Consider the following 16,000-nt stretch of genomic DNA (forward strand, 5'->3'; position numbering starts at 1 on the left):
TTTTCCGACGACGACGCGCCCGTGCGATCGCTCGGTCGTGCCGCTTCCGGTATACCCATGGGGGCAATTAGATGAACAGTTGGTGAACACGTGCGCTTACGGCATGAACTCGCAGGTCACACCGCTATCACGACCCGATCCAGATGACCCGATTTTTAGGCGGAACGACACCGAGAGTCGCATGATAATCCGCATGAGCGGAGAGATGCTGATACTTGTGCTGCTGGTCATCACGGCACTCGGCTTCGACTTCACGAACGGCTTCCACGACACGGGTAATGCCATGGCGACTTCCATCGCCACCGGTGCACTCAAGCCCAAGGTCGCCGTCGGGATTTCGGCCATTTTGAACCTGGTGGGTGCGTTCCTGTCGGTTGAGGTCGCTGCCACCATCACCAAGGGCATTCTGAACCTGCAACAGACCAAGGGCGCCGACAGCGGCGAGCTGGTCGCGGGGATCAGTGCCACGACAGCACTGTTGATCATCTTCGCCGGCCTCATCGGCGGCATCCTGTGGAACCTGTTCACCTGGCTGTTCGGCCTTCCGTCAAGCTCCTCGCACGCCCTGTTCGGTGGCCTCATCGGCTCCGGCATCGCCGCCCTCGGCCTTTCGGGCATCAACTGGAGCGGCGTGTGGACCAAGATCATCCTGCCCGGCCTGATGGCGCCGGTGATCGCCTGCATCGTCGCCACCTGCGGCACCTGGTTGATCTTCGCCATCACCAAGAAGATCGCCGAATCCCACAAGGAAGCCGGTTTCCGGTACGGCCAGATCGCCTCGGCGTCGCTGGTCTCCCTGGCCCACGGCACCGGAGACGCCCAGAAGACGATGGGTGTCATCGCGATGGCCCTGATCGCCACCGGCCACCTCGAGGCCTCCAGCGTCAGCCACGGCCTGCCGTTCTGGATCGTGTTCACCTGCGCCGGCGCCATCGCGCTGGGCACCTACCTCGGCGGCTGGCGCATCATCCGCACCCTGGGCAAGGGCCTCGTGGAGATCACCTCGCCGCAGGGTATGGCCGCCGAGGCCAGCTCCGCCGCGATCATCCTGACCAGCTCGGCCGCCGGTATGGCGCTGTCGACGACGCAGGTCGCCACGGGTTCGATCCTCGGTTCGGGTGTCGGCAAGAAGGGCGCCCAGGTCCGCTGGGCCGTCGCCGGCCGCATGGCCGTCGCCTGGGTCACCACCCTGCCGGCCGCCGGCATCGTCGGCGCCGTCTGCTTCGGCATCGCGCACCTGCTGGGCAACGTGCTCGGCGCGCTGGTCATCTTCGCCATCCTGATCGCCCTGTCGGTGTTCATGTGGTACCGCGCGCAGCAGAACAAGGTCGACTCGAACAACGTCAACGCCGAATGGGACGAGAGCACCAACTCGATCATCCCGGCCGAGATGAACACCGAGTCCGTCGACACCACCAAGCCCGGCTCGACTCCGGTCGCCTGAACCCCGTCATCTCCTGACCAGTAAGGACACTGGAATCCCATGACAACTCTCGAAGCGATCGGCAAGGTCCTGATCGTCGGATTGATCTTCGGTGCGGGACTGCCGGCCCTGTTCGCGGTGGGACTACGCGTGCACGCCGCCGGCATGGGTGACGCCAACGCCGACGGCTCCGTCACCGCCCCCAACCCGTTCCTCAAGGCGGTCGGTTACCTGTTCTTCGCCATCGTGATCGCCGCCATCGTGTTCGGCATCCTGTGGATCACCCGGCAGACGCTCAACTACTACTTCGACATCAAGATCTTCCCCGAGTGGGCCTACAAGAAGTAGTTCGACCGTCCACGTCGTCCGCCCGAGTCATCGACTGATCCGAAAGAGGACTTGATGAGTAACACCTCGCTTTTCGAATCCGCCGTCAACTGGATTCGCAAGGGGTACCCGGAAGGCATCTCGCCCACCGAGTTCCCGCCGCTGCTGGCCTTGCTCATCCGCACGCTGAATGAGGAGCAGGTCACCGACGTCGCGCTGCGCCTGGCCCGTGAACACAATCTCGATCGGCCGTTGTCGGAGACCGACATCGCCGACGCGATCGCCAAGGTCACCTCGGAGGTTCCGACCGACGACGAGATCAATCAGGTGGCCGGTCGTCTGGCCGCCGCCGGGTGGCCGCTGTCGCAACCGACCGCGAACGTCTGAGCGCCTCGCCCGACATTCCGAAGCGCCCGAACCCGGCCGACCTCGCATCGAGGCGGCCGGGTTCGGCCATGTGAACCAAACGTGGCGATCACCGTCGTGGCCCCTACAATCGCGACAGGGGGCAGTCGGGACTCGTCCGATGAAGAGAGGTGGTCACTCGTGGCCGATCGACCGTTGGTGGGGCGGATCATCGACTGGCTGCGTGCCGGGTATCCCCACGGTGTCCCCGAACGCGACTACAACCCGCTGCTCGCCATCCTGCGCAGGCAACTGTCCGAAGAGGAGGTCGAGCACGTCTCCGGCGAGCTGATCTCCGAGGCCGCGCCGCCCCCCGAACCGATCTCCAAGATCGACGCCGGCGTCAAGATCACCGCCGTCACCCACGAACTCCCCCACGACGACGACGTCTCCCGCGTGCAGCGCTATCTCGAAGAGCACGGCTTCCCCTTCGACGACGCCCCGTTGGCGCCTCCGTCTCCCCCCGCCGAACCTTCCCCGCCCGCCGATCCCTCCGCCGGCTCACCTCCCGCTGGTCAAGGTGCCCCTTCCGATGGTCCGCCGTCCCCCGATGGTCGAGGTGCGAGGAGCGCTAGCGACGAGCCTCGAGACCCCTCCCCCTCCGCTGGTCGAGGCGCCCCTCCCGATGGTCGAGGCGCCCCTCCCGCTGGTCGAGGTGCGAGGAGCGCTAGCGACGAGCCTCGAGACCCCTCCCCCTCCGCTGGTCGAGGCGCCCCTCCCGCCGGTCGAGGTGCGAGGAGCGCTAGCGACGAGCCTCGAGACCACCGCAGCGGAGAACCCAACCCACCCACCGACGAGTCCGAAGAGGACCAACCCTGAGGCCCCTGCAGCCCCTCCCGCTCCCACCGGGCCCCGCAGTCCTCGACCGCCTCGACGACCTGCGCGCCATCCTCGACGGGTCGTCGGCGTTCGCACCGGTCCCCGCCGACGACCCGCGCGCCACGCAACTCCTGCACGACGCGTTCGCCATCGGCACCCCGATCGACGACGAGGTGTCGCTGGTGATCGCCACCTCCGGCAGCACCGGCACGCCCAAGGGGTCGCAGCACACGCCCGCCACGCTCGCCGCCTCGGCCGCCGCGACCGCCACGCACCTGGGCGGAGAAGGTAATTGGCTGCTCGCCCTGCCGCCGCACCACATCGCCGGGCTGCAGGTGCTGTTACGCGCACTGGCCGCCGGCTTCACCCCTGACGTCCTCGACCTGAGCCACGGCTTCGACCCTGACGCCTTCGCCGATGCCCTCGAACGCTTCGACGGTCCGCGGCGGTACACCTCGCTGGTGCCCACCCAGCTGGTGAAGGTCCTCGAACATCCGCGCGCCACAACAGCTCTCGCCAAGGTCGACGCGCTCCTCGTCGGCGGTGCCGCGACGCCGGAACCGTTGCTACGCAGGGCCCTCGATGCCGGCATCCCGATCATCCGCACCTACGGCATGAGCGAGACCGCCGGAGGCTGCGTCTACGACGGCATTCCCCTTGACGGCGTGCACCTTTCACTCCTCGACGAGAACCCCGACGGTGTCGGCCGCGTCGTCATCACCGGCCCGATGGTGGCCCACGGGTACCGCCAGTTGCCGGAGCATGCGGCGTTTCCAGCATCTCCCGCTCCTCCCGCCGGTCGAGCCGCTCCCCCCGCCGGTCGAGCCGCGGCGAGCCCCCCAGGGCGAGCCGCGAGTCGAGACCATCGCAACCCGACAGCCCAGCGGGAGGCCACCTTCCGCACCGACGACCTCGGCCGCATCGACGACAACACCCTCCGCATCATCGGCCGCGCCGACGAGGCTATCTCCTCCGGCGGGCTGACCATCGTCCCGCAGGTCGTCGAGGCCATCATCGTCACCGACCCGGCAGTAAGCGAATGCGCCGTCGTCGGCCTCCCCGATGACCGCCTGGGCGAGAAGGTGGCCGCGGTGATCGTCGCATCGGAAACCGTTGACATCCAACGCATCCACGATCTCGTCGCAACCCGCCTCGACCGCTACGCCGCACCGCGTGAGATCTTCGTCGTCGATGAACTCCCGGTCCGCGGCCCGGGCAAGGTTGATCGACGGGCACTGCGCGAGCGGTTCGGCCAAACGTCGTAGAACGTCACCCTATGGCGTGACCTTCCACGACGTCTGTGAACACCCCAACTAGTCGATGGAACCGCGAGGCACTCCCCCCGCGTCCAACTTCGCATGACTCTCCCCGCTCCCCTGCGCAGCCTCGCCCTCGAACACGACGGTGTCCTTGTCGCCGCCGACTTCCGTTCCCGCGGAATCAACCGCGCCGCCGTCCACCGACTCGTCCGCACCGGCGACCTCCTGCCCGTAGGTCGTGGCATCCACCGCGTCGCTGCGCATCCACTCACCATGCGTACACGTGTCCGGATGACCGCGCATCGCGCCGGCGGAAAGGCCGTCGTATGCGGTCACGCCGCCGCGTGGTGGTGGGGCGCAACGGACAAGTGCCCCAGCCAGATTGCGATCTCCGTACCCCCTCGCTATCAGGCCAGCGTCCCTGGCGCGATCATCCGTCATCGTCAGCTCCCCGCCGACGACGTGGTCATCAATTGCGGCCTCAGGGTGACGTCGCTGGCGTTGTCGGTGCTGGAAGCCGGCATGGAGGTCGTCGACTCAGCACTTCTCCGGGAGAAAGTGACCGAGGAGCAGCTCCGCGCCGCGGTTGATCGACGACGAGGCTCCCGCGACGTCGATCACCTGCGAAAGATCCTGCTCGGAATCGGATCCGGGGCACGGTCGGCTGCCGAGCGCGAAACAGTGCGCATCTTTACGAGCGCCGGGATCACCGGGTGGATCGCAAACCACCCCTCCAAGGGCTACATCATCGACTTCGCGTTTCCCGCAGCGAAGGTCGCCGTCGAGATCGACGGCATCGCCTATCACGCCAACGACGCCCATCAGTTCCAGCACGACCGGCATCGCAACAACGAACTCTCCGGTGACTGGAAGGTCCTGCATTTCACCTGGAAGGACCTCATCGAGAGACCCGACTACGTCATCGATACCGTCACCAAGGCTTTGGCCGCTACCGCCGCCTGAGCCCACCACATCACCGAGAACGTCGCGGAACGTCACTCCATGGCGTGACGTTCCGCGATCACTTCAACGGGCTGTGTACCTGTCGGGTCAGCAGCCTGGTGGTCGGGCGGAAGACGAAGCATCACCGACTGCCTCGTCGCCGACGGGCCGCGACCGCCTGCGCAATAAGCCTGGCGAGTGGTAGCCTCGTCGACGGATATACTGGTATCGATATACGATCGTGGCGTGTCGCGAAACCAGAAATCCGAAGCACCCATTGAATGGGTCGGGTCTTCGCTGGCCGATCTGCGTGACCTACCGTTACCAGCGAAACAAGACCTCGGGTACCAACTCGAACAGATTCAGTTCGGCTCCGACCCCGACAACTGGCGCCCCATGCCCGGTGTCGGCGCCGGATGCCGTGAGATTCGCGTCCGAACCACTGACGGTGCCTACCGGGCGTTTTACGTGACCAAACTCGATGACTACGTCTACGTGCTGCACGTGTTTACCAAGAAGACCCAAACCACCACGCAACGCGATCTCGACACCGGCAAACGGCGCTACGCCGAGGCTCGTGAAATCGCCCGTCACCGTAACCCCCAGGAGAACCAATGAGCGTCTGGGACGACATCATGGACACCCCCGCCGAGGCCGAGAACATGCGCGTCCGCGCCGCGCTGATGCGGGCCGTGCGTGAACGCATCACCACCTTCGGCTGGTCGCAGACCGTCACCGCCACCAACCTCGGTATCACCCAACCTCGCGTTTCCGAACTCATGAATGGACGCGTCTCCAAGTTCAGCCTCGACGCCCTGGTCACCCTCGCCGACAAGGTCGGTGTACACGTCGCGATCGTGCTCGACGCTGACCCCGAATCAACAGCCGCACAGTCCTGAGCTGTCCACAATCACTCCGACGCCTCGACGGCGGGCACACCGAACTCTGCCGATGTAGCGGCCTCCTCTGAGGTCGACGCACCGGCCCCGGACGACTCGGTGACCGTCGCCGGTTCGGCCGCCTCGTCACTGGGCTCGACCGCTTCCTCGCTGGTCGTACTCGCCGCGCTCGTCGTCGTGGCCGCCTCGGAGGTGGGCACGGCCGGTACCGCGGTGGTCGAGGGTGAGACCGAGGTCGTGGGCTCGGAAACCGAAGCACTACCGGTCATCTCGTCACCGGCCACCTCGTCATCGTCGGCCACGACACTGCGCGCGGCCACCGATGCCGGAGCCGACGTCACAGCCGAAGCCGCCACAGCCGAAGTCTTCGTCGATGCCGACGCCGACGCCGCCATCGCCTCCTCGATCTCCTGGGCGTCGTTGTCCTCGTCGGCGGCCCAGGCGATCCAGTTGTGACCGCCGTTTGCGTAGCTGAACGAGATCGGCAGTTCCTGGAGGATGGCGAAGCCTTGCAGGAGCGCCGTCGACACGAGCGCCCCGACCTCCAGCACGATCCCCAACGCCAGGCCCTGCACCGCTGCCGGCAGCAGGACCGGCAGCAGTTCCGGCGTCTCCTGCGCGACCTGCTGGATCAACGTCCATGCCGTGGACAGTTCGCGTTCGGTCGGGATACCGGTGCCGGTGGAGATGATGACGGTCTGTCCGTTGGCCTTGGCCTCGGCGATCCGTTGCGGCACATCGTTGTCGTCCCAGGTGTTGCCGGACGCCAGCGGGAGTCCCCACATCGCCCAGACCCCGTTGGTGATGTCGGCGCGGGCGATCTGGATCAGGGGAATCGCAATCCAGCCAATGGGATTGGCGGTCTGGTAGTAGCCGGAGTAGGAGCGGATGACGGTGAACACCTCGGGATGGTTGAGGCCGAGGATCACCGCGGGCGCCCCCGACATCGACACCCCGACGATCGCGTTGTTCGACGTCGAGACGTCGAAGTTCGTCGCCAGGTATGCGGGAGTTCCGAACCGACGAACCCGTCCCACTGCAGCGCGGTGTCACCGCCGGTGGGCGCCTGCTGCCAGTCGGTCATCCACTCACCGGCACCACCGGCGGGCATCACCAGATTCGTGCCGGTGGAATACGACGCAACCGCACCCGCGTCGACGGTCGACCACGTGCTGTACTCCGGGTTCGCGCCGAGTCCGTCGAGGAAGTACACGGCCTGTTCGGTCTCACCGGCCTTGTTGTCGGAGGCACGGACCTGCACGACGACGTTGCGCCCCAACGATTCTGAGTAGAAGGTGCAGGTCTGGACGCGCTGGGCCTCCTCCTCCGGGGTGCGCCACTCGCAGCCGTCACGCAGTCGGTCGGGGTCGACGGCCCACGCATGACTCGTCACGCCGACCGCCATCGCCGCCGCGGTGCACGCCGCGATCGACGACACCAGCACCCGACGCCGGACACGACGAGACCAGCGAATTGCTATGATGGAGGACCCTTTCCAGTTTCCCCCAACTCAGCTGCGACGCGCCACCTCGACACGCACGAAGGCAACTCTGTTGCCGCAAGGGACATTACGGGCACCTGCGCGCCCCTGCAGCACAACTCCCGCATTTGATTTCGCAACGCGAATGATTGGTCGAGCAAAGCCGTCACGCCCGCCGGTTTCGTCGGGCTTGCACGAATACGGGTACCCGAACTTATAATGTAGGCATGCCCAAACATCGACTTCGCTTGATGACACTCCTGGCCGCCGGAGTGATGGCCGTGTGGACGGTGACCGGATGCTCGGGCAGCTCACGCGCCGACGGCGACAAGCCCGTCGTCCTGACCACGTTCACCGTGCTCGCCGACATCGCCGCCAACGTCGCCGGCGATCGCCTGCAGGTGGAGTCCATCACCAAACCGGGTGCGGAGATCCACGGGTATGAACCCACCCCCGCCGACATCCGCACGGCGTCGACGGCCTCGCTGATCGTCGACAACGGTCTCAACCTCGAGGCGTGGTTCGGCCAGTTCGTCGAGGATCTCGACGTCCCGCACGTTGTGGTCAGCGACGGCGTCGACCCGATCCCCATCGCCTCCGACGCCTATGCGGGCAAGCCGAATCCGCACGCCTGGATGAGTCCGGTGAACGTGGGGATCTACGTCGACAACCTGGTCACCGCGTTCACCGACCTCGATCCCGACGGCGCCGAGACGTACCGGGCCAACGCCGCCGCCTACAAGGAACAACTCGACGCCGTCCAGGGCGACCTCGTCACCGCGCTGCAGGAGCTGCCCGCCAACGAGCGCGCCCTGGTGACCTGCGAGGGTGCCTTCTCCTACCTCGCCCGCGACGCCGGACTCACCGAGCACTACCTGTGGCCGGTCAACGCCGAATCCCAGGCCACCCCGCAACAGGTCGCCGGTGTCATCGATGTCGTTCGCGAGCAACGTATTCCGGCGGTGTTCTGCGAGTCGACGGTGTCCGACAAGCCGATGCAGCAGGTGGTCTCGGCCACCGGTGCCCGCTTCGGGGGCACCCTCTACGTCGACTCGTTGTCCGAGGCCGACGGCCCGGTACCCACCTACCTCGACCTCATCCGCCACGACGTCACCACCATCGTCACCGGCCTCACCGGAACGGCGCCCGCGTCATGACCGCGCCGGATGCCGGGTACGCCATCGACGTCGACGATGTGACCGTCCGCTACGGCGACGTCCTCGCCCTGCACGACACCACCCTGCGGCTTCACGCCGGCACCGTATGCGGTCTCGTCGGGATGAACGGCTCCGGCAAATCCACCCTGTTCAAGACGATCATGGGTCTGATCACCCCGCAATCCGGTGGCGTGCTCATCGACGGTCGCACCCCGGCGCGGGCCCGCCGCGGCGGAACCGTCAGTTACGTACCGCAATCCGAGGACATCGACTGGAGCTTTCCCATCTCGGTGCGTGAGGTGGTGATGACCGGCCGTTACGGGCATCTCGGTCTCACCCGTCGTCCCCGCCGGCGCGATCACGAGGCGGTCGACGAGGCGCTGCGCCGCGTCGAGCTCACCGAGTTCGCCGACCGACAGATTGGCCAATTGTCCGGTGGGCAACGCAAACGGGCGTTCGTCGCCCGCGGTATCGCGCAAGGCGCGTCCATTCTGCTCCTCGATGAGCCGTTTGCCGGTGTCGACAAACGCACCGAGGCCACCATCATCGCGCTCCTGCGGGAACTCGCCGACGACGGCGCCACCGTGCTGGTGTCCACCCATGACCTGCAGGCGCTGCCGCAGTTGGCCGATCAGGCCGTGTTGCTGATGCGCCGGGTGCTGGTGCATGACACGCCGGAGCGAGTCATCGCCCCGGACAACCTCATTCGCGCTTTCGGACACGATCCGCTGGACGACGCGCCGGTCACCGGGGAGCGACGATGATCGACCTGCTCGTCGACCCGTTCGCCTACGGATTCATGACCCGCGCGCTGTCCGCGACGATCATCGCATCGGTGGTGTGTGCACTGCTGTCGTGCTGGTTGGTGCTCATCGGCTGGTCGCTGATGGGCGACGCGGTCTCGCACGCGGTGCTGCCCGGCGTCGTCCTCGCCTACATCCTCGGCGCCCCCTTCGCGTTGGGCGCCATCATCTTCGGATTCCTCGCCGTCGGGTTGATCGGCGCGGTCCGCGACCGTGGCCGTGTCAAGGAGGACGCCGCGATCGGCATCGTGTTCACGACGCTGTTCGCGTTGGGCCTGGTGCTGATCTCGGTGACTCCGAGTCAGACCGATCTCAACCACATCATCTTCGGCAACCTCCTCGGCGTCTCCCGAAGCGACCTGCTGCAGATCGCGATCCTCGGCGGCATCGTCGCGGTCGTCCTGCTCGCCAAACGACGCGACTTCACCTTGTACGCCTTCGATTCCACGCACGCCTTCGCCATCGGCCTGAGCCCACGAGTCCTGGGCGCCACACTTCTCGGGCTGCTGGCCCTGACCGCCGTCACCGCGCTGCAGGTGGTCGGCATCGTCCTGGTGGTGGCCATGCTCATCATCCCCGGCGCCACCGCACATCTGCTGACCGACCGGCTCCCCCGGATGCTGATCGTCGCCCCAGCCGCCGCAGTCGTCAGCGGCGTCGTCGGCCTCTACATCTCCTACTATCAGGACACCTCACCCGGCGGCATGGTCGTTCTGACACAGGGCATCTTGTTCACCCTCGTCTATCTGTTCAGCCCGAAGTACGGGATCGTGACCGGCTGGTTCACTCATTCCGCCAGTCGAGCCGCCGCAAGGCACGGGGGGCGTATCCGCCGGCCCGAGCGCGGGACATCCCCCGCGCGCATCCCTGGTCAGTGACAACCGCACCATCGACTATCCACGGCGGTCCCGGTACTCGTCCGGGTCGTCGGACCCGACCGGCAGAGCCTGTTCGGCCAGGTCGGCGTCGGCGGCTTCGACGGTCACGCTGTCGATGTCGGGCTCGCTGATGTCGGCATCGGCCGGATCGACCGACAGACATTGCTCCACAACGTCCGCCACGTCGGCATCAACGGAGGCACGCAAGCGATCGACTGGCATATGAATCCCACCTTTCGACTAAGGCCGTACTCGTTAACGAATACCTCTGGCAGGGAGGGGTTCTCGGGTCCCGACGACCCGGAACCACCTCACCTGACCTTCGAGATATCACTGTGCGATCGGAATCTTCCTGTGTCACCGGCTTTCACGCGGCGACACCGATCACCTCCTCCCACTATCGGTCGATTCCACGGGCTTGGGCGTCCGGCATCCACCACCGACTAGGCGGTGCGCGCTGCCGACCACCGCGCGACGACGGCCGCCGTCCGCCGCCATCACCGTCGGGATTCTCGGTGCCACCGATCCGCCGCCGAGCCGCACGACCGAACGCTGTTGTCGTTCTGGACCGTGCGACGCAACGGCATCGGCGTTGGTGGGCAGCGGCAAACAGTGCGTCGATCTCGGCGGCCAGCCAGGCCTCCTCCGGCTCCAGAATCTCAGGAAGTCCTTGCGTGACAACCACATCGAGGCAATCCGTCATGTCCATCACCTCTACTGATCAACTCACGTCCCATAGAAACGGAAGTCGATGGGCCCTCAGCCCGCCCCGGCGGTGATCTCCTGGCGCCCTGCCCCGGAATGGCCGATCTCGATCTTGCGGGGTTTGGCCTGCTCGGCCACCGGAATGGTCACGGTCAGCACACCATTGTCGTAGGCGGCCGAAATCCTGGCCGGGTCGACGCCGTCACCGAGGGTGATCTGACGGCGGTAGGTACCCGAGAATCGTTCGCTGGCCAGCCATTGCACCCCGTCGTCGGACCGAGCACTGCGGTGTGCCGACAACGTGAGCACTCCGTTGTCCACACTCAGGTCGATCGAACCGGGATCTGCACCGGGTAGGTCCGCGACCAGCGAATAGTGATCATCGACCTTGAACACGTCGATGGGCATGAACCGGGGAGTACGCCGGGTAGCAACCGGCTCCCCGGCCAACAGGACCCTTGCCCAGTCATCAACAGCAGCAAAAGGATCGACACGCAGCACAGCAAACACCTCCTATGTCCAGGGATGCCGCCAGGTTGACGGCACCACACTCACCATCACTGCGTGCCGACAGATTAGCACTCCCACGTGACGAGTGCCAAGACCTTTCCGGAGCAAAATTCGCCCAACTACGCACGCGTGCAGCATGACTCGTCGGAGCCAACCCGGATCATCTCCGGCAGTCATGCTGTGGTTTCCGTCGGCCGAGTCCGACCCCGCCGGTCCGGTAGACCGAACCGTCGTCGAGCCGACCCTCGTCGGTCGAGCACCCCCTCGTCGGTCGAGCCGCCGCGAACCCCCAGGGCGAGCGGCGAGTCGAGACCACCGCGGTGGAACTGCGCGGCATCAGTCGGTCCTGTCGCGGAGGGAATGGCACGGACGGGCTCACCCGGCCAGAGATATCACCGACGTCGGGCGTCGTCATTCGGATGCCCGAACCCCGATCAACCCGCCCGGGCCGTCGTCGGTGACATCCCACCGCACCCGCCGCCCCGTCCGGAACAGTCGCCCGCCACCCGGTCCGGCCACGAAGCGTGATGCGGTGAGCGCCGGATCGCCGATGTACCCGCGGGCCAGTCCGGTCCCCACCAAGTACAGTTCGCCCACCGCGCCCGGCGCGCCCGGCTCCAACGAACTACCCAACACCACAGCACCCATACCCGCCAACGGATTTCCGATCAGATCGGGGTCGACGCCACGCCGATACCGCACCACTGTCCCGATGACGGTGGCCTCCTCCGGGCCGCGGATGTGGTCGAGGACCGCCGTCGCCGACCACGCGTCGGCCAGCTCGGCGGGCAGCGCATCGCCGGTGACGAGCACATGCCGCACCGCGGGCAGCTCGACGGGCTGAAGCGTCTGCAGCACAGCGGCATTGGCGATGATCACCGAGGCGTGCGCACCGCGCAGCCAGTCGGCGAGTTCACTGTCGTCGCGGGCGGCCGGAGCGACGACGACGGGCGCACCGCCGACCGCGGCGAGGATCAGGCTCAGCACCGACAGGTCCGAGTCAGGGCCGGTGGTCAACGCCACCCGGTCGAGGACGTCGACGCCACCGATACGCGCCAGGCGATGCAACCCGCGATGGGTCACTCCGACACTCTCCGCGGCGAATCCGTCACCACGGTCAGCAGAGCGGACCACGACGTATGCCAACGCATCGGGCGAAACCCACGGATCATGTGACGCGGCAATCGGTTTGGTGGGCAGCGGCGGAATGTCGCTGTGGGTCAGCGCAAAGGGCGTCGCGCATGCCTCGAGCACCCCGGCCAGATCCTCCGTCTCCGCGGCACCGTCGACCATCACGCACGTCGCCCCGACGCGCCCCACGGCCCAGAAGGCGACCACCCATTCGGTGGACCGTTCGAGCAGCAACGCCACCCGATCACCGGCGCCCACCCCGTTGTCGGTGAGGTGGCGGGCGGTGGCCGACACCCACCAGTCGAGTTCGTCGAACGTCAGGGTGCGGTAGCCGTCGTCGACGGCGATGAGGTTCGGATACCGCTGCACCGCAGTCTCGAACAAGTCCGACAGCAGCGGCGGGTCGGTGTCGTCGGGGGTGGCGGCGGCGCGGGTCGCGATGAAGGCCTGTTCGGCACGGGTGAGCAGCATCCGCGACCGCACCGGCTCCCCCGGGTCACCGGTGAGGATGCGCAAGGCCTGCCCGATGCGGGCGGCAAGCAGTTCGATGGGCTTGTGGGAGAACAGGTCCAGCGGATACACCAGGTGGATCTGCCGGCTCTCGGGATTCGGGTCGACGACGACCCGCAGGTCGTACCCCTGTGTATCGGCCTGCACGGTGTCGCCGACAGCGAACTGTATCTGCGTCAATGGTTGCATGCCGTCGGCGACGGGACAGTCCAGCTGGGCGACGATGTCGGCGAGGTCGATCTGCGCGTGGTCGGCAGCGGCGACGTCGGCGTCGCGGACCGCGTCGATCATGTCGCCGACGGTCAGCGGCCGCGGAAACCTGGTGCGCAACACCACCGTCGACGCATCGGCGTCATCGTCTCCCGCACCGATCGGGGTGGCGACGGCGATATCGTCCCGTCCGGTGTGCACACTGAGCGCGAAAGCGGTTGCCGCATGCAAGATATGGACGACGGTGGCGTCATGGCGACGCGCCGTGCGGTCGATGAGACCGACGAGTCCCTCGGCGACGGTCCGGGAGATGACGCCCGCCGACGGCTTCCGTTCAGCCGGTCGTCGGTCGGTGAGGCCGAAGTCGCCCGGGTATCCGTCGAGGGTGCGCGCCCAGAACTGCAGCAGCGCTTCGGCTTCCGTGATGTCATCGGATGCGTCAGGCTCGGCGGTGGCGTCCTCGGTCGGTTCGTCGGTGTCGGGGGCATCGCTGTCGGCATCAGCAGCGTCGTCTGCATCACCGCCGTCATCTGCATCACCGCCGTCGTCTGCATAAGCGCCAGCAGGGTCAGGTTCGTCGACGACCGGCTCCTCGACAGACTCATCGGCGACCGCACCGTTGACAGCGCTCTCCGTCACACTGACAGCGCTCTCCGTCACACTGACGGCGCTCTCCGTCACGTTGACAGCGCTCTGCTGAGCGTTCACAGCGCTGACATCAACATCATCGACCGCGTCCGGGTCCGCCGCCACAGGCTCCACGACCCGCCCGTCGGCGCGTACGGCGACGATCTCGCCGGTGCGGAACATGCGGCCACCGACCTGCTCGGGGTCGGCAACAAAGTGGGCGGCGGTGGCCGCCGGGTCACCCCAATAGCCGCGGGCGAGTTGGGTTCCCGAGAGATACAGTTCACCGGCTTCACCCGGGGGTACGGCGCGGCCGTGCGGGTCACGCACCGACCAGTCGATGCCGTCGAGCACCGATCCGTGGACGTCGCCGCCGTCGGTGGGGTCGACTTCTCCGCCCACCGACCATCCGCCGGTTTCGGCGTGGCCGCGCAGCGCGACGAGCCGCAGGTCGGGGTGCGCGGTGAACCAGTCGGCGTGGGCGATGGGTGTCGGGTCGCCGCCGGTGACGATGCAGCGCAGCGCGGGCAGGTCGGTGGCGATGGTCGCCGCGGCGGCCGGGTCGGTGAGGCCGGCCATCTCCAACGGCGTCTGGGTGACGATGGTGACGGCGTAGGTGTCCAGTGCAGCGACCAGCAACGCCGGGTCGACGATGGCGGCGTCGTCGATCACCACCACCCGACCACCGGAGGCAAGCGCACCGAACACTTCCCAGGCCGACTGCAGTGCGGTGAGCGGGTGCGCCCAACTCCACACGTCGGCGGGTCCGGCGGCGACGACGTCGAGGCCGGCGCCGAGCATGGCGGTGAGGTTGGCGCGGGTGACCCCGACCCACCGTCCCGACCCGGCCGCGGGCAGCAGGTAGGCGTCTCCGGGTTGCGGGTCACCCGCGTCGTCCCGATGCCAGTCGATGGCGAGATCGGTGCCGATCGTCGCGACCGGACCCGCACCCGAAACGTCGTCGTCGGCGTCACGGTCCTGCGGAATGTAGGCCGCACCGGCCATCAGCACACCGACCATGGCGACGACGGTGTCGGCGCTGCGGGGTAGGCGCAGGGCGACGCGGTCGCCGTATCGGATGCTGCCCTTGCCGAGGTCGATGGCCAGGCGTCGGGCGCGGGCCGCGAGCTGCGCATACGACAACACCATCTGCCCGTCGCTGACGGCGGTGGCCGCGGGGGTGCTCACCGTGTGCGGGATGAGGGCGCGGATCGGGTCGAGTGTCGGGGGGCGACGGACCGGCGTCACCGGCGACGCGGCCACGTCGCCCTCTTCCGGCGTTTCCGCTGGACCCGTCACCGATTCCTCCACCACTCACACTTCCTCGGCCCCTGCGGGCCAGACCCACGCACTTCTGAGCACTCTGACCACAGAAACCCTATGTCACCCCGGTCGTCGGGGCATGGGCGTGTCGGGCGGGCGGGTGCGCCGGCGTGGCCGGTAACGGTGGAGTACCCGATGGTTCTGCACACCGAGCGTCGGCCGGCACTCAACACCCGGGCGACGCTGGGCACCACCCGTCCATGCCTGCACATGCATGGGTCACGCTCATCGTCGGACTGGTCGCCGCCATCGGTGTGATCATGACGATGACGCAGAAGCAGCGGGCGGACAATCGTCGCGAGTGGTGGACGCGATTCGAGTGGACGATGGAGGCCACCGACAGCACCAACCGCGACCAGCGGCGCGATGGGTGGCGGGTGATCGCCATCTTGGCCGAGTCGCGGCTGATGACGGCGAGCGAGACGCCGTTGGCAGGGAGCTGATCTCGAGGATGGGCGCAGATATCGCTGATACCGAGACCGACGGCGCAGCATCGGACGGACAAACAGCAGCGAAGGGGACAGCGCGTCACTGTCGACTACAGCAAACGTGCAAGTGATCCGGAAGAACGACGCCTCGCGGCGCTGGCCGC

At 67.1% G+C, this 16,000-nt stretch carries 17 protein-coding genes; 12 read left to right on the forward strand and 5 right to left on the reverse strand.

Annotated elements, in window-relative coordinates; translation table 11 throughout:
* Positions 1–193: 193 nt before the first annotated feature.
* From ACWDPV_RS01455 to ACWDPV_RS01490, 8 genes are all read left to right on the forward strand, one after another.
* Entirely contained in the window at positions 194–1,444 is a 1,251-nt protein-coding gene (locus ACWDPV_RS01455; protein WP_449741469.1) for an anion permease, read from the forward strand.
* Between the two features lie 39 nt (positions 1,445–1,483).
* Complete coding sequence (locus ACWDPV_RS01460; RefSeq protein ID WP_348805002.1) at positions 1,484–1,771, forward strand: hypothetical protein; 288 nt, start codon at positions 1,484–1,486, stop codon at positions 1,769–1,771.
* A gap of 54 nt (positions 1,772–1,825) precedes the next feature.
* Positions 1,826–2,137, forward strand: a complete 312-nt coding sequence (locus tag ACWDPV_RS01465; protein ID WP_449741470.1) for a DUF3349 domain-containing protein — start codon at positions 1,826–1,828, stop codon at positions 2,135–2,137.
* Positions 2,138–2,314: 177 nt separating this feature from the next.
* Positions 2,315–2,974, forward strand: a complete 660-nt coding sequence (locus ACWDPV_RS01470) for a DUF3349 domain-containing protein (RefSeq protein ID WP_449741874.1) — start codon at positions 2,315–2,317, stop codon at positions 2,972–2,974.
* Positions 2,971–4,239: an AMP-binding protein gene (locus ACWDPV_RS01475; RefSeq protein ID WP_449741875.1), complete on the forward strand. Its 1,269-nt coding sequence runs from the start codon at positions 2,971–2,973 to the stop codon at positions 4,237–4,239. The genes ACWDPV_RS01470 and ACWDPV_RS01475 overlap by 4 nt, the downstream gene beginning before the upstream one ends.
* 93 nt (positions 4,240–4,332) lie before the next feature.
* A complete protein-coding gene (locus ACWDPV_RS01480) occupies positions 4,333–5,196 on the forward strand; it encodes a DUF559 domain-containing protein (protein WP_449741471.1) in 864 nt (287 codons plus the stop codon).
* Positions 5,197–5,421: 225 nt separating this feature from the next.
* Positions 5,422–5,793: a type II toxin-antitoxin system RelE/ParE family toxin gene (locus tag ACWDPV_RS01485; protein ID WP_449741472.1), complete on the forward strand. Its 372-nt coding sequence runs from the start codon at positions 5,422–5,424 to the stop codon at positions 5,791–5,793.
* Positions 5,790–6,074 carry a helix-turn-helix domain-containing protein gene (locus ACWDPV_RS01490; RefSeq protein ID WP_449741473.1) on the forward strand — a complete coding sequence of 95 codons (285 nt, stop codon included), beginning with the start codon at positions 5,790–5,792 and terminating at the stop codon, positions 6,072–6,074. Before ACWDPV_RS01485 ends, ACWDPV_RS01490 begins: the two co-directional genes overlap by 4 nt.
* Before the next feature lie 11 nt (positions 6,075–6,085).
* Here the strand turns inward: ACWDPV_RS01490 and ACWDPV_RS01495 are convergent, their stop codons facing one another.
* Together ACWDPV_RS01495 and ACWDPV_RS01500 are read right to left on the reverse strand one after the other, a co-directional pair.
* On the reverse strand, positions 6,086–7,111 hold the full coding sequence (locus tag ACWDPV_RS01495) for an alpha/beta hydrolase-fold protein (RefSeq protein ID WP_449741474.1): 1,026 nt from the start codon (positions 7,109–7,111) through the stop codon (positions 6,086–6,088).
* Entirely contained in the window at positions 7,000–7,512 is a 513-nt protein-coding gene (locus ACWDPV_RS01500; protein ID WP_449741475.1) for a hypothetical protein, read from the reverse strand. The genes ACWDPV_RS01495 and ACWDPV_RS01500 overlap by 112 nt, the downstream gene beginning before the upstream one ends.
* Before the next feature lie 269 nt (positions 7,513–7,781).
* On the opposite strand from ACWDPV_RS01500, the gene ACWDPV_RS01505 reads away from it, so the two are divergent.
* Genes ACWDPV_RS01505 through ACWDPV_RS01515 form a run of 3 tightly spaced genes read left to right on the forward strand, consistent with a single transcriptional unit; the run spans position 7,782 to position 10,392 of the window.
* Positions 7,782–8,711 (forward strand): metal ABC transporter substrate-binding protein, encoded by a 930-nt coding sequence (locus tag ACWDPV_RS01505; RefSeq protein WP_449741476.1) that lies wholly within the window; start codon positions 7,782–7,784, stop codon positions 8,709–8,711.
* On the forward strand, positions 8,708–9,475 hold the full coding sequence (locus tag ACWDPV_RS01510) for a metal ABC transporter ATP-binding protein (RefSeq protein WP_449741477.1): 768 nt from the start codon (positions 8,708–8,710) through the stop codon (positions 9,473–9,475). The genes ACWDPV_RS01505 and ACWDPV_RS01510 overlap by 4 nt, the downstream gene beginning before the upstream one ends.
* Entirely contained in the window at positions 9,472–10,392 is a 921-nt protein-coding gene (locus ACWDPV_RS01515) for a metal ABC transporter permease (RefSeq protein WP_348805010.1), read from the forward strand. The genes ACWDPV_RS01510 and ACWDPV_RS01515 overlap by 4 nt, the downstream gene beginning before the upstream one ends.
* 15 nt (positions 10,393–10,407) lie before the next feature.
* Here ACWDPV_RS01515 and ACWDPV_RS01520 read toward each other — a convergent pair whose 3' ends face one another.
* The 3 genes from ACWDPV_RS01520 to ACWDPV_RS01530 all read right to left on the reverse strand — a co-directional run bounded on the left by ACWDPV_RS01520 (position 10,408) and on the right by ACWDPV_RS01530 (position 15,384).
* Positions 10,408–10,614 (reverse strand): hypothetical protein, encoded by a 207-nt coding sequence (locus ACWDPV_RS01520; RefSeq protein WP_348805011.1) that lies wholly within the window; start codon positions 10,612–10,614, stop codon positions 10,408–10,410.
* 537 nt (positions 10,615–11,151) lie between these two features.
* Positions 11,152–11,598, reverse strand: a complete 447-nt coding sequence (locus ACWDPV_RS01525) for an Hsp20/alpha crystallin family protein (RefSeq protein ID WP_449741478.1) — start codon at positions 11,596–11,598, stop codon at positions 11,152–11,154.
* A 420-nt stretch (positions 11,599–12,018) separates the two neighbouring features.
* Positions 12,019–15,384 carry an AMP-binding protein gene (locus ACWDPV_RS01530; protein ID WP_449741479.1) on the reverse strand — a complete coding sequence of 1,122 codons (3,366 nt, stop codon included), beginning with the start codon at positions 15,382–15,384 and terminating at the stop codon, positions 12,019–12,021.
* 224 nt (positions 15,385–15,608) lie between these two features.
* Here ACWDPV_RS01530 and ACWDPV_RS01535 point away from each other — a divergent pair, with 224 nt between their 5' ends.
* Positions 15,609–15,851: a hypothetical protein gene (locus ACWDPV_RS01535; protein WP_449741480.1), complete on the forward strand. Its 243-nt coding sequence runs from the start codon at positions 15,609–15,611 to the stop codon at positions 15,849–15,851.
* The last annotated feature ends 149 nt before the right edge of the window (positions 15,852–16,000 follow it).

This window comes from Gordonia sp. NPDC003504, assembly GCF_053587995.1.